This is a genomic window from Streptomyces sp. MMG1121, assembly GCF_001280015.1.
GTDB lineage: Bacteria > Actinomycetota > Actinomycetes > Streptomycetales > Streptomycetaceae > Streptomyces.
The window spans coordinates 45,225-68,326 of sequence record NZ_LGDV01000130.1 but is presented as its reverse complement, the minus strand read 5'-3'; the positions used below and the strand labels follow the sequence as shown (position 1 = coordinate 68,326).

General features: G+C 72.2%; 21 protein-coding genes. 14 read left to right on the top strand and 7 right to left on the bottom strand.

Annotated features, from left to right (window positions below):
• The first annotated feature begins 31 nt into the window (after window positions 1-31).
• The 8 genes from rplT to ADK64_RS13715 all read left to right on the top strand — a co-directional run bounded on the left by rplT (window position 32) and on the right by ADK64_RS13715 (window position 9,813).
• Window positions 32-415, top strand: a complete 384-nt coding sequence (rplT, locus tag ADK64_RS13750; RefSeq protein WP_053658616.1) for a 50S ribosomal protein L20 — start codon at window positions 32-34, stop codon at window positions 413-415.
• 198 nt (window positions 416-613) lie between these two features.
• Window positions 614-1,474, top strand: coding sequence for a TrmH family RNA methyltransferase (locus tag ADK64_RS13745; protein ID WP_053658614.1), 861 nt, complete (start codon window positions 614-616; stop codon window positions 1,472-1,474).
• Window positions 1,475-1,524: 50 nt separating this feature from the next.
• Window positions 1,525-2,667 (top strand): sensor histidine kinase, encoded by a 1,143-nt coding sequence (locus ADK64_RS13740; protein WP_053658611.1) that lies wholly within the window; start codon window positions 1,525-1,527, stop codon window positions 2,665-2,667.
• Between the two features lie 179 nt (window positions 2,668-2,846).
• Window positions 2,847-3,968 (top strand): phenylalanine--tRNA ligase subunit alpha, encoded by a 1,122-nt coding sequence (pheS, locus tag ADK64_RS13735; RefSeq protein WP_053658608.1) that lies wholly within the window; start codon window positions 2,847-2,849, stop codon window positions 3,966-3,968.
• Complete coding sequence (pheT, locus tag ADK64_RS13730; RefSeq protein ID WP_053658606.1) at window positions 3,968-6,481, top strand: phenylalanine--tRNA ligase subunit beta; 2,514 nt, start codon at window positions 3,968-3,970, stop codon at window positions 6,479-6,481. Before pheS ends, pheT begins: the two co-directional genes overlap by 1 nt.
• A 207-nt stretch (window positions 6,482-6,688) precedes the next feature.
• Window positions 6,689-7,765, top strand: a complete 1,077-nt coding sequence (locus ADK64_RS13725; protein WP_053658604.1) for a PP2C family protein-serine/threonine phosphatase — start codon at window positions 6,689-6,691, stop codon at window positions 7,763-7,765.
• 102 nt (window positions 7,766-7,867) lie between these two features.
• Window positions 7,868-9,208 (top strand): hypothetical protein, encoded by a 1,341-nt coding sequence (locus ADK64_RS13720; protein ID WP_053658602.1) that lies wholly within the window; start codon window positions 7,868-7,870, stop codon window positions 9,206-9,208.
• A gap of 65 nt (window positions 9,209-9,273) precedes the next feature.
• Entirely contained in the window at window positions 9,274-9,813 is a 540-nt protein-coding gene (locus ADK64_RS13715; RefSeq protein WP_078992641.1) for an NUDIX hydrolase, read from the top strand.
• A 21-nt stretch (window positions 9,814-9,834) separates the two neighbouring features.
• On the opposite strand, the gene ADK64_RS13710 is transcribed toward ADK64_RS13715, so the two are convergent.
• Both ADK64_RS13710 and ADK64_RS13705 read right to left on the bottom strand, forming a co-directional pair.
• Window positions 9,835-10,095 (bottom strand): hypothetical protein, encoded by a 261-nt coding sequence (locus ADK64_RS13710; RefSeq protein WP_053658598.1) that lies wholly within the window; start codon window positions 10,093-10,095, stop codon window positions 9,835-9,837.
• Between the two features lie 193 nt (window positions 10,096-10,288).
• Window positions 10,289-11,164 carry a 3-hydroxybutyryl-CoA dehydrogenase gene (locus tag ADK64_RS13705; protein ID WP_078992640.1) on the bottom strand — a complete coding sequence of 292 codons (876 nt, stop codon included), beginning with the start codon at window positions 11,162-11,164 and terminating at the stop codon, window positions 10,289-10,291.
• Window positions 11,165-11,333: 169 nt separating this feature from the next.
• On the opposite strand from ADK64_RS13705, the gene ADK64_RS13700 reads away from it, so the two are divergent.
• Window positions 11,334-12,575 carry a glycoside hydrolase family 10 protein gene (locus ADK64_RS13700; protein ID WP_053658596.1) on the top strand — a complete coding sequence of 414 codons (1,242 nt, stop codon included), beginning with the start codon at window positions 11,334-11,336 and terminating at the stop codon, window positions 12,573-12,575.
• A gap of 1 nt (window position 12,576) precedes the next feature.
• Here the strand turns inward: ADK64_RS13700 and ADK64_RS42815 are convergent, their stop codons facing one another.
• Together ADK64_RS42815 and ADK64_RS13695 are read right to left on the bottom strand one after the other, a co-directional pair.
• On the bottom strand, window positions 12,577-12,774 hold the full coding sequence (locus ADK64_RS42815) for a DUF1918 domain-containing protein (RefSeq protein WP_078992639.1): 198 nt from the start codon (window positions 12,772-12,774) through the stop codon (window positions 12,577-12,579).
• Window positions 12,775-12,793: 19 nt separating this feature from the next.
• A complete protein-coding gene (locus tag ADK64_RS13695; protein ID WP_078992638.1) occupies window positions 12,794-13,705 on the bottom strand; it encodes a DMT family transporter in 912 nt (303 codons plus the stop codon).
• Between ADK64_RS13695 and ADK64_RS13690 the strand changes: the two genes are divergently transcribed.
• The 3 genes from ADK64_RS13690 to ADK64_RS13680 all read left to right on the top strand — a co-directional run bounded on the left by ADK64_RS13690 (window position 13,704) and on the right by ADK64_RS13680 (window position 16,308).
• Complete coding sequence (locus ADK64_RS13690) at window positions 13,704-15,140, top strand: PLP-dependent aminotransferase family protein (protein WP_053658594.1); 1,437 nt, start codon at window positions 13,704-13,706, stop codon at window positions 15,138-15,140. The genes ADK64_RS13695 and ADK64_RS13690 overlap by 2 nt on opposite strands.
• A gap of 49 nt (window positions 15,141-15,189) precedes the next feature.
• The gene (locus ADK64_RS13685) at window positions 15,190-15,627 is read left to right on the top strand and encodes a GNAT family N-acetyltransferase (protein WP_053658593.1); all 438 of its coding nucleotides are present in this window, start codon (window positions 15,190-15,192) and stop codon (window positions 15,625-15,627) included.
• 87 nt (window positions 15,628-15,714) lie between these two features.
• Window positions 15,715-16,308: a histidine phosphatase family protein gene (locus ADK64_RS13680; protein ID WP_053658590.1), complete on the top strand. Its 594-nt coding sequence runs from the start codon at window positions 15,715-15,717 to the stop codon at window positions 16,306-16,308.
• On the opposite strand, the gene ADK64_RS13675 is transcribed toward ADK64_RS13680, so the two are convergent.
• Complete coding sequence (locus ADK64_RS13675; RefSeq protein WP_053658588.1) at window positions 16,290-16,742, bottom strand: DUF6314 family protein; 453 nt, start codon at window positions 16,740-16,742, stop codon at window positions 16,290-16,292. The two genes, ADK64_RS13680 and ADK64_RS13675, sit on opposite strands and share 19 nt — an antisense overlap.
• 146 nt (window positions 16,743-16,888) lie before the next feature.
• Between ADK64_RS13675 and ADK64_RS13670 the strand changes: the two genes are divergently transcribed.
• A complete protein-coding gene (locus ADK64_RS13670; RefSeq protein ID WP_053658586.1) occupies window positions 16,889-19,369 on the top strand; it encodes an alpha-L-arabinofuranosidase C-terminal domain-containing protein in 2,481 nt (826 codons plus the stop codon).
• On the opposite strand, the gene ADK64_RS13665 is transcribed toward ADK64_RS13670, so the two are convergent.
• Both ADK64_RS13665 and ADK64_RS13660 read right to left on the bottom strand, forming a co-directional pair.
• Window positions 19,356-19,796, bottom strand: a complete 441-nt coding sequence (locus ADK64_RS13665; protein ID WP_053658584.1) for a carboxymuconolactone decarboxylase family protein — start codon at window positions 19,794-19,796, stop codon at window positions 19,356-19,358. The genes ADK64_RS13670 and ADK64_RS13665 overlap by 14 nt on opposite strands.
• A complete protein-coding gene (locus tag ADK64_RS13660; RefSeq protein ID WP_053658582.1) occupies window positions 19,793-20,218 on the bottom strand; it encodes a MerR family transcriptional regulator in 426 nt (141 codons plus the stop codon). The genes ADK64_RS13665 and ADK64_RS13660 overlap by 4 nt, the downstream gene beginning before the upstream one ends.
• A gap of 324 nt (window positions 20,219-20,542) precedes the next feature.
• Between ADK64_RS13660 and ADK64_RS13655 the strand changes: the two genes are divergently transcribed.
• Entirely contained in the window at window positions 20,543-23,095 is a 2,553-nt protein-coding gene (locus ADK64_RS13655; protein WP_053658580.1) for a YfhO family protein, read from the top strand.
• Window positions 23,096-23,102 lie beyond the last annotated feature (7 nt).

Below are 23,102 nucleotides of genomic sequence, written 5' to 3'. Positions count from 1 at the left end.
CCCCCACGACCCCGCTACAAGGAGTTAACAAGTGGCACGCGTCAAGCGGGCAGTCAACGCCCACAAGAAGCGCCGGGCGATCCTCGAGGCGGCCTCCGGCTACCGCGGTCAGCGTTCGCGCCTGTACCGCAAGGCCAAGGAGCAGGTCACCCACTCGCTGGTCTACAACTACAACGACCGCAAGAAGCGCAAGGGCGACTTCCGTCAGCTGTGGATCCAGCGCATCAACGCCGCTGCCCGCGCCAACGGCATCACCTACAACCGCTTCATCCAGGGTCTGAAGGCCGCGAACGTCGAGGTCGACCGCAAGATCCTGGCCGAGCTGGCCGTGAACGACGCGAGCGCCTTCGCCGCGCTCGTCGAGGTCGCGCAGAAGGCTCTGCCGGCGGACGTCAACGCGCCGAAGGCCGCGTGACGCTGCGCTGGCTCCAGCCGACGTGACTGAAGGACCCGCAGGCTGTATGGCTTGCGGGTCCTGCTGTTGGGGCCCTCGCCTTTCGTTTTCGGCCGCGGGCCGGTGCGGGCCGGCCGCGCCCACGCGGCGGAGCCGCATATCGATGCAGCCCGTGCCCCTTCGGGGCGCGAAGCCGAGGTTCTCCTGAAGGTGAAGAAGATGCCCCCCGTTACCCCCGAGCTGATCTCCCCCCGGTCCGCCCGTGTCGTCGCCGCCCGGCGGCTGGCCAAGCGGAACTTCCGGGGCAAGGACCGGCTGTTTCTCGCGGAGGGGCCGCAGGCCGTCAGGGAGGCGGCCGGGCATCGGGCCGGTGGCGCCCCCACCCTTGTCGAGCTGTTCGCCACGGTCGAGGCCGCGGAGCGGTACGCCGACATCGTCGGGGAGGCCCGCGACGCCGGGGCCCGGGTGCACCTGGCCTCCGAAGAGGTCATCGCAGACATCTCCACCACGGTGACCCCACAGGGACTCGTCGGGGTGTGCCGGTTCCTGGACACGCCGTTCGAGGAGATCCTCACCACCCGGCCCAAGCTGGTCGCCGTGCTCGCGCACGTGCGCGACCCCGGCAACGCCGGCACCGTGCTGCGTTGCGCCGACGCCGCGGGCGCCGAGGCGGTCGTGCTCACCGACGCCTCCGTCGACCTGTACAACCCCAAGGCCGTACGCGCCTCCGTGGGCTCCCACTTCCATCTGCCCGTCGCCGTCGGCGTCCCCGTCGAACGGGCCGTACAAGGGCTGAAGGACGCCGGGGTGCGCATTCTCGCCGCCGACGGCGCGGGGGACCACGACCTCGACGAGGAGCTGGATCGGGGCACTATGGGCGGGCCCACCGCCTGGGTGTTCGGGAACGAGGCCTGGGGGCTCCCGGAGGAGACCCGTGCCCTCGCCGACGCCGTCGTCCGCGTCCCCATCCACGGAAAGGCCGAGAGCCTGAACCTCGCCACGGCCGCCGCCGTATGTCTCTACGCGTCGGCCCGTGCACAGCGTGCCTCCGGAGGGTGCCGCTCCGTCACCGAGAGCTAGTAGGGTGACGTGCTCGGGGCCCTGCGCCGTCTGAGAGGTGGGGTACGGGGATGAGTGTGGCCGGCACGAGCACCGCGCCGGAGGGACCGGAGGGACGGGACGCGCGGCGCGCGCCCGCGCCCAGGTACGGCGAGCACGCCGGCCTCGATCCCGACCAGCTGCCGGACGGCCTCGTCGTCGCCGACGAGCACGGGCGCGTCGTCTGCTTCAACGCGGCCGCCGCGCGCATCACCGCCGTACGGGCCGCGGACGCCCTCGGTCAGCCGCTGGAGAAGGCGCTTCCCCTGGAGGACCTGGAGGGCCGCCGCTGGTGGCAGCTCACCGATCCCTACGGCGGGCTCGCCATCCGGGTACGGCAGCCGGAGCGGAACCTGCTGCTGCCCGGCGGACGGGAGGTCCTCGTCTGCGCCCGGTACATCCGGGCCGAACCCCTCGGGCCCGTCCGGCGCGTCGTCGTCTCCCTGCGTGACACCGAGGCCCGCCGGCGTACCGAACGCAGCCACGCCGAGCTGATCGCCACCGTCGCCCACGAGCTGCGCTCCCCGCTGACCTCCGTGAAGGGCTTCACCGCCACCCTCCTCGCCAAGTGGGAACGCTTCACGGACGACCAGAAGCGGCTCATGCTGGAGACCGTCGACGCCGACGCCGACCGCGTCACCCGGCTCATCGCCGAACTGCTCGACATCTCCCGGATCGACTCCGGCCGCCTGGAGGTGCGCCGGCAGCCCGTCGACATCGGGGCCGCCGTCTCCCGGCACATCCAGGCCTACGTCGCCGCGGGCCAGCCCGCCGACCGCTTCCTGCTCCGCATCGAACAGCCGCTGCCCGCCCTGTGGGCCGACCCCGACAAGGTCGACCAGGTGCTGAGCAATCTGATCGAAAATGCGGTGCGGCACGGCGAGGGAACCGTCACCATTGACGTCACGCCCCGCACATCCCCGCGCGAGGGCGAGGAAACCGGTACGTCGGTCACGGTGAGCGACGAGGGTCCCGGCATCCCGGAGGAATCCATGAACCGCGTCTTCACCCGCTTCTGGCGGGGCAGCAAGCGCGGCGGCACGGGCCTTGGGCTGTACATCGTCAAGGGCATCGTCGAGGCCCACGGCGGCACCATCACGGTCGGCCGCGCCCCGGTGGGCGGCGCCGAGTTCCGATTTACGTTGCCCGTGAGCGCCCCGGCGTATCTCACCTGAGACCGCCCCGGAGCAGCCCGCGGGCGCATTCGCGTTCCTTCACCCCGTTAGACTCGGCCTTTGGCACCTTTGTGTCCTGCACGCGGCCCTCGCGCGTTGGTGCGAGTCGGTGACGGGGACCATCCGCCTGGGGGCACCTCCCAGCGTCAGCTGGGGGACAAACGGAAGCACGGGAAGAGATGTCGGCACCCAATAAGTCGTACGACCCTGTCGAGGTCGAGGCGTTGAAACCGGAAGAGATCGAGCGCATGCGGGACGAGGCGCTCGCCGCCTTCGCCGCCGCGGGCTCCCTCGACGCGCTCCACGAGGCCAAGGTCGCCCACACCGGCCCGGCCTCCCCGCTGTCCCTCGCCAACCGCGAGATCGGCGCCCTGCCCCCGCACGCCAAGGCCGAGGCCGGCAAGCGCGTCGGCATGGCCCGCGGCGCCGTCAACAAGGCCCTCGCCGGCCGCCAGAGCGAACTGGAGGCCGAGCGCGACGCCCGGGTCCTGGTCGAGGAGTCGGTGGACGTCACGCTGCCGTACGACCGCGTCCCGGCCGGCGCCCGGCACCCGCTGACCACGCTGTCGGAGCGGATCGAGGACATCTTCGTGGCCATGGGCTACGAGGTCGCCGAGGGCCCGCAGGTCGAGGCGGAGTGGTTCAACTTCGACGCCCTCAACATCGGCCCCGACCACCCGGCCCGCGGCGAGGCGGACACCTTCTTCGTGCAGGGCCAGGACGGCTCCGGCGACTGTGGTGTCGTCCTGCGCACCCACACCTCGCCCGTGCAGATCCGCTCCCTGCTGGAGCGCGAGCTGCCGGTCTACGTGATCTGCCCAGGCCGCGTCTACCGCACCGACGAGCTGGACGCCACCCACACGCCCGTCTTCCACCAGGTCGAGCTGCTCGCCGTGGACGAGGGCCTGACCATGGCGGACCTCAAGGGCACCCTGGACCACATGGTCCAGTCCCTGTTCGGCGAGGAGATGAAGACCCGGCTGCGGCCGAACTTCTTCCCCTTCACCGAGCCGAGCGCCGAGATGGACATGCTCTGCTACGTCTGCAAGGGCGAGTCCGTCGGCAACCCCGACCGGCCCTGCCGCACCTGTTCCAGCGAGGGCTGGATCGAGCTGGGCGGCTGCGGCATGGTCAACCCGCGGGTGCTCACCGCCTGCGGCGTCGACCCGGAGAAGTACAGCGGCTTCGCCTTCGGGTTCGGCATCGAGCGGATGCTGATGTTCCGCCACAACGTCGATGACATGCGAGACATGGTCGAGGGTGACGTCCGGTTCACCCGGCCGTTCGGGATGGAGATCTGATGCGGGTCCCGCTTTCTTGGCTGCGGGAGTACGTCGACCTGCCGGCCACCGAGACCGGCCGGGACGTCCAGGCCAAGCTCATTCCGTCCGGCCTCGAGGTGGAGACCGTCGAGCAGCTCGGCGCCGACCTCAAGGGCCCGCTGGTCGTCGGCCAGGTGCTGACCATCGAGGAGCTGGAGGGCTTCAAGAAGCCGATCCGCTTCTGCACCGTCGACGTCGGCCAGGCCAACGGCACCGGTGAGCCTCAGGAGATCGTCTGCGGCGCCCGCAACTTCGCGGTCGGCGACAAGGTCGTCGTGGTCCTGCCCGGCGCCACGCTCCCCGGCGGCTTCTCCATCGCCGCCCGCAAGACCTACGGCAGGACCTCGCACGGCATGATCTGCTCCGGCGACGAGCTGGGCATGGGCGACGACGGCAGCCACGGCATCATCGTGCTGCCGCCGGAGACCGAGGTCGGCAAGGACGCCATCGAGCTGCTCGAGCTGGTCGACGAGGTCCTGGACATCGCCGTCACCGCCAACCGCGGCGACTGCCTGTCCATCCGCGGCGTCGCCCGCGAGGCCGCCATCGCCTACGGCCAGCCGCTGCGCGACCCCGCCCTGATCGACGTACCGGCCCCGAACGCCTACGGCTACCCGGTCCAGGTCTCCGACCCGTTCGGCTGCGACCGCTTCACCGCGCGCACGGTCACCGGCCTGCGCCCCGAGGCCCGCTCCCCGATCTGGCTCCAGCGCCGGCTGCAGAAGGTCGGCATGCGCCCGATCTCGCTCGCCGTCGACGTCACGAACTACGTGATGATGGAGCTGGGCCAGCCGCTGCACGCCTACGACCGCACCCTGGTCCAGGGCACGATCGGCGTGCGCCGCGCCGCGGAGGGCGAGAAGCTCGTCACCCTCGACGGCGTCGAGCGCAAGCTGCACGCCGAGGACCTGGTGATCACCGACGAGCGCGGCCCGATCGGCCTCGCCGGCGTGATGGGCGGCGCCAACACCGAGATCGCCGACCACGAGGACGTGCAGGGCGCGACCACCGACGTGGTCATCGAGGCGGCCCACTTCGACGCCGTCGCGATCGCCCGTACGGCCCGCCGCCACAAGCTGCTGTCCGAGGCGTCCCGCCGCTTCGAGCGCGGGGTCGACCCGCAGGCCGCCGCGGCCGCCGCGCAGCGCACGGTGGACCTGCTGGTGCTCCTCGCCGGCGGTACGGCGGAGGCCGGTGTCACCGAGATCATCGCGCCCTCGGCCCCGCACACCATCACCGTCCCGGCGAACCACCCGGACAAGGTGGCGGGCGTCCACTACGGCCGCGAGAGCGTCGTGCGCCGGCTCCAGGAGGTCGGCTGCGACGTCTACGGGCAGGACGAGCTGATCGTCACCGTCCCGTCCTGGCGGCCCGACCTGGCCGACCCGAACGACCTCGCCGAGGAGGTCATCCGCCTGGAGGGCTACGAGAACCTGCCCTCCACGCTGCCCAAGCCCCCCTCGGGCCGTGGTCTGACCCCCCGGCAGCGGCTGCACCGCCGGGTCGGCCGCGTGCTGGCGGGCGCCGGCTACGTCGAGGCACCGAACTACCCCTTCGTCGGCGAGCAGGTCTTCGACCAGCTCGGCCTGGACTCCGACGACCCGGCCCGCCGCGTCGTCAAGCTGGCCAACCCGCTCAACGACGAGGAGCCCGCGCTCCGTACGACGCTGCTGCCGGGCCTGCTCGGTGCGCTGCGCCGCAACGCCGGCCGGGGCTCGCACGATCTGGCCCTGTTCGAGACGGGTCTGGTCTTCCACCCGCGCGAGGAGCGGCGGGCCGCCGTGCACCTGCCCGTCGACCGGCGTCCGACCGACGAGGAGATCGCCGCGCTCGACGCCGCGCTGCCCGAGCAGCCTCGGCACGTGGCCGTCGTGCTCACCGGCGCGCGCGAGCAGGCCGGCTGGTGGGGCGAGGGCCGTCCGGCCGGGTGGGCCGACGCGGTCGAGGCCGCGCGCGCCGTGGCCCGTGAGGCCGGTGCCGAACTGATCGTCCGCAAGGGCCAGTACGGTCCGTGGCACCCGGGCCGCTGTGCCGAGCTGGTGGTCGTCGCCGACGGCACGGAGCAGGTCGTGGGCCACGCCGGAGAGCTGCACCCGCGTGTCCTCAAGGCCCTGGGTCTGGCCGAGCGCACCTGCGCGATGGAGCTGAACCTGGACGCCGTGGAGGCCGTGGCCGACGGTGTCCCGCAGGCGCCGAGCATCTCCACGTTCCCGGTCGCCACGCAGGACGTCGCCCTCGTGGTCGACCTGACCGTCCCGGCCGCCGAGGTCGAGGCGGCGCTGCGGGACGGGGCGGGTGAACTGCTCGAGTCCATCCGGCTGTTCGACGTGTACGAGAACGTCGCGCAGCTCGGCGAGGGCAAGAAGTCGCTGGCGTACGCGCTCCGCTTCCGGGCCGGGGACCGTACGTTGACCGTGGACGAGGCTTCTGCCGCCCGGGACGCCGCGGTTGCCCTGGCGGGGGAGCGTACGGGTGCGGTGCTGAGGGGCTAGTCCGTCCGCCGGGCGACGCGCCCCTTCGGGGCGCGTTTTCCCCTCTGCCAGCTGCATAAATGCGCGTTGGCCGGGGACAGGTCACTCATCTGGGTGGGAATCCGGGGCGATCTGGTCCTTGCGGGCCATGCCCTCGACAGAATCGGACCGGCCTTTCGGGGTCGGTCCGTCTGCTCTGTCAGGGACTCTCCATGGGGGACCAGAGGCATGATCCGCATCAAGGCACGGGCGCCCACCGCGCGGGGAGCCGTACTGCCCATGATCTGGGGCGGTGTGGCGGTCGGCTACAAGTTCGGCTGCCCGCTCGCCGAGCAGGACGGGCTCGGTGCGCGCATCGTCACCAGCGCCGTCTTCTTCGCCGTCGGCACCGGGCTCGTCTTCCATGTCCGGCGTGCCCTGCTGCGTGAGCTGCGGCAGGCCCGCCGGGTGGCGCGGGTCGCGCAGAGCGTCGTCCTGCGTCCGCTGCCCCCGCGGCTCGACGGGCTGAACGTCGCCGCCGCCCAGCTGTCCGCGGACCGGGGCGCCAGCGTCGGCGGGGACCTGTACGAGGCGATCGCCACCGAGCACGGGGTGCGCGTGGTGATGGGAGACGTACGCGGGCACGGTCTGGCCGCCCTCGGCACGGTCGCCGCCGTCCTCGGCAGCTTCCGCGAGGCGGCCCACGACGAGCCCGAACTCGGCTGTGTCCTGCGCCGCCTGGACCGCGCCCTCGCGCGTCATCTGCGCGAACAGTCCCGGGCCGAGCACTCGGTCGCGGAGGAGTTCGTCACCGTCCTGCTCCTGGAGATCGGCCGGGACGGCGAGCTGCGCGCGCTCAACTGCGGCCATCCCTGGCCGTACCGGATCAGCGGTACGAGTGTCGAGGCGCTGAGCCGGCTCGACCCGCTTCCGCCGCTGGGCCCGTTCCCCTTGCCGGCGGAACTGGAAGCCCGGCCCTGCGGGCAGCTCCGGCCCGGCGACTCCCTGGTCCTGTTCACGGACGGCGCCGAGGAGGCCAGGGACGCCAAGGGCCGCTTCTTCTCCTTGCCGGCGGCCCTGCGGGAGGCGGTCCGGGTCCAGCCGGTCTCACCCCAGTCCGTACTGAGGACTCTGTTCACGGCGCTCCTGCACCACACGGCCGGGCGACCGACGGACGACATCGCCCTGCTGGTGCTGCAGAGGGAGCGGGCCAGGGGGAGGCACCCCCACCCGGGGGCGCGCACCTGCGGCCCGGCCAAGCCGCCGCTTTTCGAGGGGGAGCCGGAGGCTTGGCCGGTACCTCAGTCAATCCGCAGAACACGCTGAGCGACACCGCGTGCACGGTCCGGATGCGAGCACTCCGTTCACACCCCGTGTGAAGGCAAGCGCACTACGCTGAACCGCACCAGGCCACTCGGGGGTCATCCCATGCAGCCCAACACTCTGCTCGACGCGATCCTGGACGAAGCGGGGATCTCGCACGCCGGTCTCGCCGCCCATGTCAACCAGGCGGGCCGGAGACGGGGCCTCGAGCTCCGGTACGAACACACCGCCGTGGCACGGTGGTTGAAGGGGCAGCGGCCGCGCGGCCAGGTGCCCGATCTGATCTGCGAGGTGCTGGCCGGGCGGTTGCGGCGGCCGGTGACCCTCGACGACATCGGCCTCGGGGTGCCGGGCGAGCCGAGCACTCCGCACACCGGGTCGCTCTCCGGCTTCGTGGAGCGGGCGACCGCCCTGTGGCGCTCGGACGAACAGCAACGGCCGCATGTGCTGGGCGCCCCGGCCGTCACCGGGACCCCGGCGGTGATGCCGGTGTGGGAGTGGGAGAACCCGCCCGAGGACGTCGACGTCTCCCGGGGCGGCCGGCACCGGGTGACCACGGCCGACATCGAGATGCTGCGCGCCGCCCGCGCGCACTACGAGCAGATGTACCGCAAGGCCGGTGGCATCGCGACCCGGACCCGGATCGTCGGCTTCCTCAACGCCGAGGCGGCGCCACTGCTGCGCGGCAGCTACACCGATGCCACCGGGCGTCAACTGCACCGGGCGACCGGCGGGTTGGTGGCCGTCGCGGGGATCTGCGCGTACGACTCCGACGCGCACGGGCTCGCCCAGCGCTACTTCCACCAGGCGCTCCGGCTGGCCAAGGCCAGCGGGGACCGGGGACTCGGGGCGTATGTGATAGCGCTGCTGGTCAACCAGTCGCTGTTCATGCGGGAGTACCGGCAGGCCGTCGCCTTCGCCGAGGCCGCGCTGCGGGCCGCCGGCAAGCACATCACCCCGGCGCTCGCCTCCGACCTGTACGCGATGCAGGCCAAGGCCTACGCCCATCTCGGCGACGCGGGCAGCGCGCTGGCGTGCATCCGGCGCGCGGAGACGGCGGCCGACCGGATCCGGCGCGGGTACGAGCCCGACGAGACCGGCTATGTGCAGCCGGGCCTGGTCAATGTGCAGGTGGCCGAGGCACTGCTCAGTCTCGGTGAACTCGCCGCCGCCCGGGAGCACGCGGCGGCGGCCGTCGACAACCCCGCCCACGACCGGGGGCGGGTGCACCGGCTCGCCATGCTCTGCACGATCGAACTGCGCCAGGGCCAGGCCGACAAGGCGGTGGCCACCGCCGTGCAGATGGCCGAGCAGGCGCGCGGAATGGAGTCCCAGCGGCTGCGCGACAGACTGCGCGCGGTACGCGAGTACCTGGTGCGCTGCGGCTCGGCCGGCACCGCCGAGGCCGCGGAACTCATCGACGGGGCACTGCGCGTACCGCTGTAGGCCCCCTGTAGGTGCACAGTCCCTGCTGCGATATTGCCACTTACTCGGCGGAAGGTGGCAGAACCGTGCAGTGGACGAAACAGAACGAACAAACTGTGTATGCGAATCGCTGGTTCAGCGTCAATCTCGCTGATGTCGAGCTGCCGGACGGCCGGCATCTCGACCACTTCCTGATCCGGCTGCGGCCCGTGGCCGTGGCCACGGTCGTCAACGAGGCCAACGAGGTGCTGCTGCTGTGGCGGCACCGCTTCATCACCGACAGCTGGGGCTGGGAACTGGCCGCGGGTGTCGTCGAGGACGGCGAGGACATCGCCGTCGCGGCCGCCCGGGAACTGGAGGAGGAGACCGGCTGGCGGCCGGGGCCCCTGCACCACCTCATGAGCGTGGAGCCGTCCAACGGCCTCACCGACGCCCGGCACCACATCTACTGGTCCGACCGGGGCGAGTACATCGGGCATCCCGTGGACGACTTCGAGTCGGACCGCCGGGAATGGGTCCCCCTCAAACTCGTCCCCGACATGATCGCCCGTGGGGAGGTCCCGGCCGCCAACATGGCGGCCGCGTTACTGCTGCTGCACCACCTCAGGCTCTCCGAAGGCCAGTGACGACGGGGCCCGGACGGCGGGCTAGCGGGCCGACACGGCCTGCCAGACCGTCACGACGAGCGCTCCCAGGGCCGTCAGGGCGGCGAGCGAGGGCAACGGCCAGCGGGCGTGTTCCAGCGAGACCATGCGGGAGTTCAGTTCGTCCAGTTCCTTCGCGGTCTCCTCGGTGCGGTGACTGAGCAGCGCCAGCCCTCCCTCGACCCGGGCGTAGGCCACATCGAGGCGACGCCGTAACTCTGCGAGTTCTCCCTGGACCACGGGATGCTCCTGATCGGCGGTCACGGGTCCGCTCCTTTCGGTAGTCGAAATGGATGGTTCCGCATCCCTTGCATGCGCATGAGGAGTCAACTCCCCTGGTGGGCGCGAGGGGAGCGTGTGCGACGGGCATATGCGTGCCCGGCGCGCACACGGGGAGTGAAACAGATGAGCCCGGCACCGAGTCCGGTGCCGGGCCGTAAGGCGTTGCTCTGTGTGATCAGCCGTAGGTGTAGAAGCCCGACCCGGTCTTCCGGCCCAGTCGGCCCGCCTCCACCATGCGCTGGAGCAGCGGGGGAGCGGCGTACAGGGGCTCCTTGTACTCGGCGTACATCGAGTTCGCGATGGAGACGATGGTGTCCAGGCCGATCAGGTCGGACAGCTTCAGCGGGCCCATCGGGTGGGCGCAGCCCATCTCCATGCCGTTGTCGATGTCCTCACGGCTGGCGATGCCCGACTCGAACATCCGGATCGCGGAGAGCAGATAGGGCACGAGCAGCGCGTTGACCACGAAACCGGAGCGGTCCTGGGCGCGGATGGCGTGCTTGCCGAGCACCTTCTCGGCGAACAGCTGGGCGCGGCCGAGGGTGCCCTCGGAGGTGGTCAGCGCCGGGATCAGCTCGACCAGCTGCTGCACCGGGGCCGGGTTGAAGAAGTGGATGCCGACCACGTGGTCCGGGCGGGAGGTGGCGACCGCCAGCTTCACCAGCGGGATCGAGGAGGTGTTGGAGGCCAGGATCGCGTCCGGGCGGGTCACCACCTGGTCGAGCACCTGGAAGATCTCCGTCTTCACCTGCTCGTTCTCCACGACGGCCTCGATCACCAGATCGCGGTCGGCGAACTCGCCGAGGTCCGTGGTGAAGCTGAGGCGCGCCTGCGTGCCGTCCCGCTCCTCCTCGGTGATCTTGCCGCGCTCGGCGGCCTTGGCCAGGGAGTTGAGCAGCCGGGTGCGGCCGATCTCCAGAGCCTCGCCGGTGGTCTCGGCGACCTTCACGTCCAGTCCGGCGCGGGCGCACACCTCGGCGATGCCCGCGCCCATCTGGCCGCAGCCCACGACTCCGACGCGAGCAATGTCTCCCGCTGGGATGCCCGTCACATCGTCCCCTTCGCTGATCTACGGCACTCGGCAGGATCTCCGGGTTCGGCCCCTGCTCCGATCGTGCACGTTACCGCCAAGTATCGATGATCGATCGCGCGGGTGGGGGCATGCTGGAGCGCGGGACGATCCGTGACGGAGCGGATCCGGAGCGTACGGGGGCGTTCGGATGGGGCAACTGTCACGGCGGGCCTTCACCCTGGCGGCGCTGTCGACCCTGGCCGCGGCGCCCGCCGCGGCGGCCGTACCGCGCGGCGAGGGGCCCGGTCACCGGCCGCGGGCGACCCGCGAGATGCGGGGTGTGTGGCTCGCCACGGTCGACAACCGGGACTGGCCGTCCCGGCCCGGTCTGCCGGCCGCCGTCCAGCGCGAGGAACTGATCGCCCATCTCGACAGGGCGGCCCGGGACCGGCTCAACACGGTGATCTTCCAGGTGCGCCCCGCCGCCGACGCCCTGTGGCCGTCCCGGCATGAGCCCTGGTCCGAGTACCTGACCGGCACCCAGGGCCGCAACCCCGGCTGGGACCCGCTGGGCACCGCCGTACGAGAGGCGCACGCCCGGGGACTGCGACTGCACGCCTGGTTCAATCCGTACCGGATCGCGATCCATGCCGACCTCGGCCGGCTGGCCGCCCGGCACCCGGCCCGCAGGCACCCCGACTGGGTGGTCCGGTACGGCGGGCAGCTCTACTACAACCCCGGACTGTCCCAGGTCCGCGCCTTCGTGCAGCGGGCGATGCTCGACGCGGTCGCGAAGTACCCGGTCGACGCCGTCCACTTCGACGACTACTTCTACCCCTATCCGGTCGCCGGGCAGACCTTCGACGACGATGACGCCTACGACCGCTACGGCGGCGACTTCGGCAACCGGGCCGCGTGGCGCCGCGACAACATCAACCGGCTGGTGAAGGAGACGGCCGCCGGCATCAGGCGGGTCCGGCCTGGCACCCGGTTCGGGATCAGCCCCTTCGGGGTGTGGCGCAACGCCTCGACCGACCCGCGCGGCTCGGACACCCGGGCGGGCGTCCAGACGTACGACGACCTGTACGCGGACACCCGCAGATGGGTGCGTGAGCACTGGATCGACCACATCGTCCCGCAGCTGTACTGGAACATCGGCTTCGCCGGCGCCGACTACGCGAAGCTGGTCGAGTGGTGGGCGTCGGTCACGCGGGGGACCAGGACACAGCTCCATATCGGCGAGGCCCTGTACAAGGCCGGTGCGGCGGGGCAGCCCTCGGCCTGGCAGGACCCGGTCGAACTGTCCCGGCACCTCACGCTCGCCGCGCGGTACCCGCAGGTGCGCGGGCACGTATTCTTCGCCGCCGAGGACGTGGCGGCCGACCCTATCGGTGCGATGGCGCGCGTGGTCGCCGATCACTACCGGCGACCGGCGAAACCACCGCGCTGAGCTACCGCTGCCGCTCGTCCTTGTGCCTGACCTGGCAGTCGGGTCCAGGGGACATGATCGACTCGTGCCCGTTCTCGGACCGGACACGGTAGGGCGGGTTGCCCTCGGGGCCGAGTACCTCGACGACTTCTACGACATGGTCGTGTTGGCCGACCACCCTGCCGTGCTGGACAAGACGGTCGCCCTTGGATGCACGCATCTGCCGGCCCTCCTCACGATCACGACCGCTGGGTGACGGCGATGCACACGAGCACGGCCACGGCGGTCAGCGGAGCGGCCGCCGTGAAGTGTTCGCCCAGGAGCAGCGCCGACCACACCAGTGTGAGCAGCGGCTGGGCCAACTGCAACTGGCTGGCCCGCGGGATCCCGATGGCCGCCATGCCCCGGTACCAGACGACCAGGCCGAGGAACTGCGAGCCCAGCGCCACCCACAGCAGACCGGCGATCCCGTGCCAGCCGAGCTGGACCGGCTCGTACGCCAGCGCCACCGCGGCGGCCGGGACGGCCAGCGGCGCGCACAGCACCAGTGCCCAGGCGATGACCTGCCAGCCCGGCATCACCCGGGCCAGCCGGCCGCCCTCGGTGTACCCGGCCGCGCACACCAGCAGGGCCGCGAAGAGATAGCCGTCGGCGACCGTGAGCGCGCCGCCGCTCTGGGTGAGGGTGAAGGCCACCACGGCCGCGGCCCCCGCCAGCGCGGCCAGCCAGAACCGGCGCGAGGGCCGGCTGCCGATGCGCACCGCCGACAGGACCGCGGTGGTCAGCGGCAGCAGCCCCACCACGACGGCCGCGTGCGCGGTGGTGGAGGTCTCGAGGGCGAGCGTGGTCAGCATCGGGAAGCCGAGCACGACACCGGCCGCGACGACGGCGAGCCCCGGCAGATGACGCCGCTCGGGCAGCGGCACCCTCAGCGCGAGCAGACAGCCGCCCGCGACGAGTGCCGCGAGGACGCAGCGCGCGGCCACCAGCGACCAGGGGCCGAAGCCCTGCAGGCCCCAGGCGGTGGCCGGGAACGTCAGGGAGAAGGAGGCGACGCCCAGGGCGGCCAGCCCGGTACCGAGGCCACTGCGCTCGCGCGGGGCGTTGACCGCTATCGGGCTCGTTGCAGTAGCGCTACTCTGTGTACTCATGCACCAGCGTAGCAGCGTAAGCGAACTGGCAGAAGAGCTCCGACGGGACCTCGACCGCTACTCTCCAGGTGGAAAGCTCCCATCGAGTCGGGCGCTGGTCGAGCGGTTCCGGGTGAGTCCGGTGACCGTCTCCCGGGCCCTGGCCCAGCTGGCCGCCGAGGGGCTCGTGGTCACCCGGCCCGGAGCCGGTGCCTTCCGCGCCCGGCCGCACACGGCGCAGACCCCGGCCGGGGACACCTCCTGGCAGGAGGTCGCGCTGAGCGCCGACGGCAGCGCCGACCTCGTACCGCGCACGGTGGACGCCTCGGGGGTCACGGTCTCGCTGGCCGCCCCGCCACCCGGGGTGCTGGAGTTCAGCGGCGGCTATCTGCACCCCTCCCTCCAGCCCGAGCGCGCCATGGCGGCGGCCCTGGCCCGGGCCGGACGGCGACCGGGCGCCTGGGGGAGGCCGCCGCTGGAGGGGCTGCCGGAGCTGCGGGAGTGGTTCGCGCGCGGGATCGGCGGGGCCGTCACCGCGGCCGAGGTGCTGATCGCGGCCGGCGGGCAGTCCGCCCTGGCCACCGCCCTGCGCGCGCTCGCCCCGCCCGGCGCCCCCGTGCTCGTGGAGTCGCCCACCTACCCGGGGATGCTGGCGCTCGCCCGCGCGGCCGGACTGCGCCCGGTGCCGGTGCCCGTGGACCCCGAGGGGGTGCGGCCCGAACTGCTCGCCGACGCCTTCCGGGCCAGCGGCGCCCGGGTGTTCGTGTGCCAGCCGCTGTTCCAGAACCCGACCGGTGCCGTGCTGGCCCCCGGCCGGCGTGCCGAGGTGCTGCGCATCGCCCGCGAGGCGGGCGCGTTCGTCGTCGAGGACGACTTCGTGCGGCGCCTCGTGCACGCCGACGCCGGCCCGCTGCCCCGCCCGCTGGCCGCCGACGACCCGGACGGCGTGGTCGTCCATGTCGGCTCGCTGACCAAGGCGACCTCGCCCAGCTTCCGGGTGAGCGCCCTGGCCGCGCACGGACCGGTGCTGGAACGGCTGCGCGCCATCCAGGTCGTGGACAGCTTCTTCGTCCCGCGGCCGCTGCAGGAGGCGGCCCTGGAACTGGTCGGCTCCCCGGCCTGGCCCCGCCATCTGCGGGCGCTGTCGGCCGAGTTGAAGGTCCGCCGCGACGCGCTGACGACCGCGCTCGCCGCGCGGCTGCCCGAACTCGCCCTGCCGCACGTCCCGTCGGGCGGCTACCACCTCTGGCTGCGCCTCCCCGACGGCTCCGGGGGAGAAGAGGCGCTCACCGCGGCCGCCCTCCGTGCGGGCGTCGCCCTCACCCCCGGCCGCCCTTACTTCAGCGCCGAACCCCCCGCCGCCCACCTCCGGCTGAGCTTCGCCGCGGTCGCCGGGACCGGGGAGATCACGGAGGGGGTACGGCGGCTGCGGGCGGCCTGTGACGAGGTGCTCTGAGGCGGGAAGTCGATTCGACGTGGGTCGATCGCACTGTGAGGATCTTGGCATGACCCAGACGCCCGAGCTCCCCGACAGCTACGAATTCTCCGCCGACACCGCCCGCGTCGACGTGGACCGCGTCCACGGCTGGCTGTCGACCGACGCCTACTGGGCGATCGACCGGCCCCGCGAGCAGCACGAACGCGCGATGGCGTCCTCGATCAACTTCGGCGTGTACGAGCGGACCTCGGGGGAGCAGGTGGCGTACGCGCGCGTCGTCACCGACCAGGCGCTGTTCGCCTGGCTCGCCGACGTGTACGTCGACCCGTCGGTGCGCGGCAAGGGGATCGGCACGGCGTTCGTGGGCCGTATCCGCGACCATCTGAAGCCGTACGGGCTGCGCCGCTTCCTGCTCGCCACCCACGACGCGCAGCAGGTGTACGAGAAGGTGGGCTTCCGGCCGCTGGACCGGCCCGAGCGGTGGATGATCCACCTCTTCGAGTAGGAGCGCCCCGGTGAGCGGCCGCGCACCCGCCGTAACTCACAGGTGGCACCCCTTGACCTGCCCCCACTCGCGGCCCACCATCACCGCATGCCACTGAGGGTGACGTTCGTCGCCGCCGCGCGCAGTGCCCCGCTGCTCGCGGAGCGCTTCGAGGACGACCGGCCGCTGGACCAGGCGGGCTGGGAAGAGGTGCAGCGCTCCGCCGGGGAGCTGCTGCCGCTGGCGGCCGCCGAGCTGCGCTACTGCTCGCCGACCCCGCGCAGCCGGGCCACCGGCGACGCCCTGGGGTACGGCCCGCTGGTCCAGCCGGCGCTGCGGGACTGCGACATGGGCCGCTGGCGCGGGCTGACCCTGGGCGAGGCGATGGCCCGTGAGCCGGACGCGGTGGACGCCTGGCTCGCCGATCCGCGCGCCACCCCGCACGGCGGCGAGTCCCTGCTGGCCTTCGTCTCCCGGATCGGCGGCTGGCTGGACACCCGGCCGGCGGAGGACGGCGGCCGGATCGTCGCCGTCGCCGAGCCCGCCGTGGTCCGCGCAGCCCTGGTCTACGCCCTGAAGGCGCCGCCCGCGACCTACTGGAACATCGATGTGCGCCCGCTGTCCACGACCACCGTCACCGGCCGCGCGGGCCGCTGGAACCTCCGCTTCGACGGTGTCTGCGCTCAGTCCTCGCGCACGTAGTCGGTCGTGAGGAGCAGGTCCTTCGCGGGGCCGCCGACCCGCCACACCGTGCGCCAGCGCGCGGCGTCCCGGACGGTGAACTCGCCCCGGTAGAGGTCGGCCGAGCACGGATGGTCGGCGACGTACCGCCCCGAGCCGAGGTCGAGGCCGTGGAAGGGGCGCCCGTCGGCGAACCGTACGTCCGCCGTGCCCGGCGTCGGCCCCGGCAGGAAGCGCAGCGTCCGGGTCGCGGGCCGGGTCACGCCCTGCCAGGTGAAGTCCCCCGCCTCCTCGTGCAGCAGCCCGCCGCCGGGCAGCCTGCCGAAGACGGTCACTCCCGAGAAGTGCCCCTCGGCCCCGCCCGCGAGGTCCCGCACACTCCGCTCGACGCGCCAGCGCCCGGCCAGATAGGCCAGCACGTCGGCGACCGGCCAGTACCGCTGCTGCCCCTGCATACGCCGAGCTTACGGGTGACCTTGTCGACCCCGTCCCGCCCATTGACGTGCTCACGCCCCTCCCTTAGCGTGCGTTCGAAGTGCTGACCAGCGTCTGATATTTCGAACGAACTGTCCTCCGGACACCTCAGAGCCGCGGAGTATCCATGTCACGCACCGCCCGCTGGAGACTCGGCCTGGGAGCGAGCGCCGTCCTGCTCGCCACGGCCGCCCTCCCCGCCCCCGCCCACGCCGAGGGTGTCACCGACTACTCGATCGCCGTCGACCCCTCGGCCAAGGGGCCCGCGATCGACAAGTCGATGTACGGCGTCTTCTTCGAGGACATCAACCGGGCCGCTGACGGCGGTCTGTACGCCGAGCTGGTCCAGAACCGGTCCTTCGAGTACTCCAGCGACGACAACAAGTCGTACACACCGCTGACCGCCTGGACGGTCTCGGGCACCGCGCGGGTCGTCGACGACTCCGGCCGCCTGGGCGACCGCAACCGCGACTACCTCGCCCTGGGTGCCGGTTCGGCGGTCACCAACTCCGGCTACAACACCGGGATCGCGGTCACGGACGGCGTGAAGTACGACTTCTCGGTGTGGGCCCGCGCCGACGCCGGCACCACGCTCACCGTCAGCCTCCAGGACGCGGGCGGCACCCTCGCCACCGCCCGGCGGATCGCGGCGAGGATGGGCGGCTGGGCCCAGTACAGGGCCACCTTCACCGCGAGCCGCACCAGCACCACCGGCCGTCTCGCCGTGGCCTCCGGCACTGCCGCGGCCCTCGACATGGTCTCCCTCTTCCCGCGCGACACCTACAAGCACGAGCCCAACGGCCTGCGCAAGGACCTCGCCGAGAAGATCGCCGCCCTGCACCCCGGCTTCGTCCGCTTCCCCGGCGGCTGCCTGGTCAACACCGGCTCCATGCAGGACTACAGCGAGGCCTCCGGCTGGCAGCGCAAGCGCGCCTACCAGTGGAAGGACACCGTCGGCCCGGTCGAGACCCGTCCCGCCAACGCCAACTTCTGGGGATACAACCAGAGTTACGGACTCGGCTACTACGAGTACTTCCGCTTCGCCGAGGACATCGGCGCCATGCCCCTGCCCGTCGTACCGGCCCTGGTGACCGGCTGCGGCCAGAACCAGGCCGTGGACGACGACGCCCTGCTCAAGCGGCACATCCAGGACACCCTGGACCTCATCGAGTTCGCCAACGGCCCGGCGACCTCGAAGTGGGGCAAGGTGCGTGCCGGGATGGGCCACCCCAAGCCCTTCCGCCTCACCCACATCGAGGTCGGCAACGAGGAGAACCTGCCGAACGAGTTCTTCGCCCGCTTCACCCGGTTCCGCGCGGCCATCCAGGCCGAGTACCCGTACATGCGGGTCATCTCCAACTCGGGCCCGGACGCGAGCGGCACGACCTTCGACACGGCCTGGAAGCTCAACAAGGACGCCAAGGTCGACCTGGTCGACGAGCACTACTACAAGAGCCCGCAGTGGTTCCTGCAGAACAACGACCGCTACGACTCCTACGACCGCAGCGGCCCGAAGGTCTTCGTCGGCGAGTACGCCTCCCAGGGCAACGCCTTCAAGAACGGCCTCGCCGAGGCTGCGTACATGACCGGTCTGGAACGCAACGCGGACGTCGTCGAACTCGCCTCCTACGCCCCGCTGTTCGCCAACGAGGACGCTGTCCAGTGGCGCCCGGACCTGGTGTGGTTCAACAACCACGCCTCCTGGGACTCGGCCAACTACGAGGTCCAGAAGCTGTTCATGACCAACGTCGGCGACCGGGTGGTGCCGAGCACGGCGACCAGCACCCCGGACGTCAGCGGCCCCGTCACCGGCGCCGTCGGACTGTCCACCTGGAACACCAGCGCGGCCTACGACGACGTGAAGGTGACCGCCACCGACGGCAGCACCCTGCTCAGCGACGACTTCTCCGGTGACGCCTCGAAGTGGACCCACACCGGGACCGGCAGCTGGAGCGTCCGGGACGGCAGCTACGTACAGAGCGACACCACCGCCGAGAACACCATGGTCTCGGCCGGCGACCCCGCCTGGCACGACTACGACCTGCATGTGAAGGCCACCAAGAAGTCCGGCCAGGAGGGCTTCCTCGTCGCTTTCGGCGTCAAGGACACCGGTGACTACTACTGGTGGAACATCGGCGGCTGGAACGACACCCAGAGCGCCGTCGAGCAGGCCGTGGACGGCGGCAAGTCCACGCTGATGTCCAAGCCCGGCTCGGTCGAGACCGGGCGCGCCTACGACGTCGACATCAAGGTGCGCGGCCGCCAGGTCACCCTCTACCTCGACGGACAGCAGTGGGGCAGCTTCGCCGACGACAAGCCGGCCGAGCCGTTCCGGCAGGTCGTGACGCGGGACGCGAAGACCGGTGAGCTGATCGTCAAGGTCGTCAACGACCAGTCCTCGGCGGCCCGTACGGCGATCGACCTGGGCGGCGCCGAGGTCGCGTCCAAGGCCAGGGTGACCACGCTGGCCGCCGCGCCGGACGCGGTGAACAGCGAGACGGCCACGGCGGTCGCGCCGGTCACGTCCACGTTCACGGGGGTCGCCGACCGGTTCACGTACACCTTCCCGGCGAACTCGATCACGTTCCTGAGGATCAAGCGGAAGTAGCCGGGCTCTCCTGCGCGGGCCGCTGTCCGAGCGGCAGCAGCCCGCGCTCGGCGAAGACCTTCTTCGCGGCGAAGGTGGCGTTGAGTGCCTTCGGCATGCCGCAGTAGACGGCGGAGTGCAGCAGGGCCTCCGTGATCTGCTCCGGCGTGAGGCCCACGTTCAGGGCGGCGTTCACATGCACGTCCAGCTGGGCCTCGCAACCGCCGAGCGCGGTGAGCATGCCCAGGGTGACCAGCTGGCGGTCGCGCGGGGCGAGTCCGGGCCGGTCGTAGATCTCCCCGAACGCCCAGGCGACGACCTGCTGCCCCAGCTCCGGGTTGATGTCGGCGAGCGAGTCCACGACCCGCTGCCCGGCCTCGCCGTCGACCTTCTTCAGGACCTCCAGACCGTGGGCGAAACGCTCTTCACGGGTGGTGCTCGCGCTCATGTCAACTCGTCCGTTCCCGGCTGCTCCTCGGGGAGCAGCCCTTCGTAGTGTGCGATCTTGTCGTCCAGCGCGGCCGCGTTGCGCCTGAGCGACCGGATGCGGTCGGCCAGTTCGGCGCGGTGCTCACGGAGCATCGCCAGCCGGCCGGCGATCGTCGTGTCCCCCTGCGCCCGCAGCCGGGCGAAGCGCTGCATGTCGGCGATCGACATGCCGGTCTCGCGCAGCCGCAGCAGGAATTCCAGCCAGGCCAGGTCCGCCGTCTGGTAGCGACGCTGGTTGCCGGTGGTCCGGCCGACCCGTTCGATCAGGCCGGCCTTCTCGTAGTACCGGAGCGTGTCGTGACTCAGGCCCGTGCGCTCGGCGACCTGGGCGATGGTCAACGACGGTTCCCGGTCCTGCGGGAGAGGTTGTCCGCTGGTCATGACAAGAACGGTAGAACCTGGAGCGCGCTCCAGGTCAAGCTCCGACTTCGCGCAGCCATGAGCGCCACGGCCCGGCCGACCCGGGCACCGGCGCCGACGCCGCCCGCAAGGGGCATTCACGTTGAGCACACCTCGTTGAAATCCGCCGTTTCCCTGGCGTCCGCAGAATTCACGATCTGTTCCGGATAATCCATCGAACCGTGCCTTTCTTCGAGAGCGGGCACAACCATGCGGAAACCTCCTCCGTCTAAGTCGGCGAATCGATGAGGAATACATTCCGTGGGGGCCCCGAAACGCACGGCGGCACCCGGACAGGAAACGGGTGTGAAAGAGATATCCCGACCGCGGCGGGCCGCCGCCCTGCTCGCCGCGGCCGTGACGCTCACGGCGTTCTGCGCCGGTGACGTCCTCGCGCGCAGCTTTCCCTTCGGGCCCCGCACCCGCAGCGTGAACGACCTCGGCAACCAGTACGTGCCCTTCCACGCCCATCTGTGGGACCTGCTGCACGGCCGCGCCGACGGCGGCCTCCTCGTCAACTGGCAGTCCGGCTACGGATCCAGCTTCCTGCCCGACCTCGGCACCTACCTCGGCAGCCCGTTCGCACTCCTCGTCGCCCTCTTCCCCCGGGACCGGATCGACCTCGCGGTCTACGTCATCACGGTCCTGAAGACCGCCTCGGCGGCGGCCGCCATGGCCTGGCTCCTGCTCACCCTGAGGCCGGGCCGCTGGTGGGCCGCCGGTCTGCTCGGTGCCTCGTACGCGCTGTGCGGCTGGACCCTGGCCGACGCCGACTACAACCCGATGTGGCTCGACGGTCTGATCGCCCTGCCGCTGCTGTGCCTGGTCGGCGAGTGGAGCCTCGCACGGCGACGGCGCCCGGCCGGCGTGCTGATCGTCGCCCTCGCCTGGACCGCCAACTTCTACACCGCCTACATGGCCACCCTCGGCGCCGCCCTGGTCCTGCTGCTGCGCCTGCTGCTCGCCCGCCCGTCCCGCCGCGAGGCGCTCGCCGCCGTCGGCCGCGCCGGCCTCACCACCGCGCTCGGCACGGGCCTCGCCGCTCCGCTCGTCACCGTCGTCTACCTGGGCACCCGGCACGCCTACCCCGGCCGCGTACGGCAGTTCACGCCCGTGCCGGGCGACGACCTGCTGGCCCGGCTGCTCCCGACGACGTACAGCTTCGGCACCCCGGCCCTCTACGTCGGCGTCACCGCGCTGGTGCTCGCCCTCGCCCTGCCCTTCCACCGGGCCGTGCCCGGTCCCGTGCGCGCGGGCTGGACGGCCCTGGTCCTCGCGGTCGCCCTCTCGCTCCAGTGGGCGCCCACCCATCTGGTCTGGCACGCCTTCGCCACCCCGCAGGGCAGCTCCTACCGGCAGGCCTTCGTCCTGTGCGGACTGCTCGTCATCGCCGCCTGGCACGCGCTGGCGTACGGCCCGCCCGACCGGCGGGCCCTCGGCGCCGCGACCGCGCTGCTCGCCCTGATCACCGCCGTCGCGAGCCGCAGCGCGCTGGTACGCCCGCACACCTGGCCGGTACTGCTGCTCGCCGTCGCGGGCACCCTGGGCGGACTCCTTCTGCTGGGCCGCGCCCGGCCGCGCACCCGACTCGCCGGCCTGGCCGTCGTACTCCTGCTCGGGGCGCAGGCCGGCGAGAGCGCCGCCACCTCCGCCGTCGCCACCGAGCTGCGCCTCAAGCACCTGGACGACTACGCGCCCTGGGGACAGCGGCAGCGGCAGCAGGCGGAGGCGATCGCCGGGGCCGACGGCTGGCCGCGCCACCGCACCGACCCCGGCCGTGAGCAGACCGTCGCCAACGACCCGATGCTGGTGGGCGGTCAGGGCGCCCAGTACTACAGCAGCCTCACCTCCGACGTCCTCAGCCGCACCCTCACCGCCCTCGGCGGCGGCTGGACCTCGCGCGGGCGCGGCGTGCAGAGCCTGGACAACGCCGTCACCGACGTCGTCTTCTCCGTCGGCGCCCGGCTGCACAACCCGCCCGACCCGCACCGGACCCACCTGCCGCCGGACAGCGCCCCGGTCACCGTCACCCGGCGGGACGTGCCGCCCCTGGTGACCGTACGGACCACGCCCGACCCGGCGTCCTTCGGACCGTCGCCGTACCGCAACCAGGAGCTGCTGCTCGGCAGCCGCGTCTACACCGTGCCCCGCACCGCCGTGCACGACGACAGCGGCAAGCCGGTCGCGGACGGCCGGGTCGGCTCGGGGAACGCCCTGACCGGCCCGACCGTCACGGCCCGCTGCCCGGCCGGGACCCAGGTGCACCTGTGGGCCCCCTACTTCTCCGGCACCGCCCGGCTCGCGGGCGCCGGCACGGGCGTCCGGTTCGCGGCCGCGTATCCGGGCAACCGGGCCGCCATGGAAGCGCTCGGCCGCGCCCCCGCCTCCGGGCGGGTCCGCATCGAGCTGACCCCGAACCGGCCCGGCCGCGTCCCCGCCGGCGCCGTCGGCTGCCTGGACACCGCCCGGCTGCGCACCGCCGCAGCCCGGCTCACCGCCACCGGCGCCACCGGCGTGACCGTCTCCGGCGCGACCGTACGCGCCGAGCTGCCCGCACACAGCAAGGGCATCGCGGTGCTCGCGGCACCCCGGATCGCCGGCTGGCGGTGTGCCACGGGCGACGGTCCGGACCGGCCCGCGATGAGCTACCACGGGCTCGTCGCCGTCTCCCTCGACGCCACGTCGACCAGCCTGACCTGCACCTTCCATCCACCTGGCCTGCGGCTGGGCACGACCGTCGGGGCCGCCTCGCTGGCCACCCTCGTCCTGCTCACCGCCGTCCCCGCCGTCCGCCGCCGGCGCGCGCCCGCGCCGCCCACGACCACACCGCCGCGCGAGCGCGTGACCACCGCTCGCTGACCGCGCC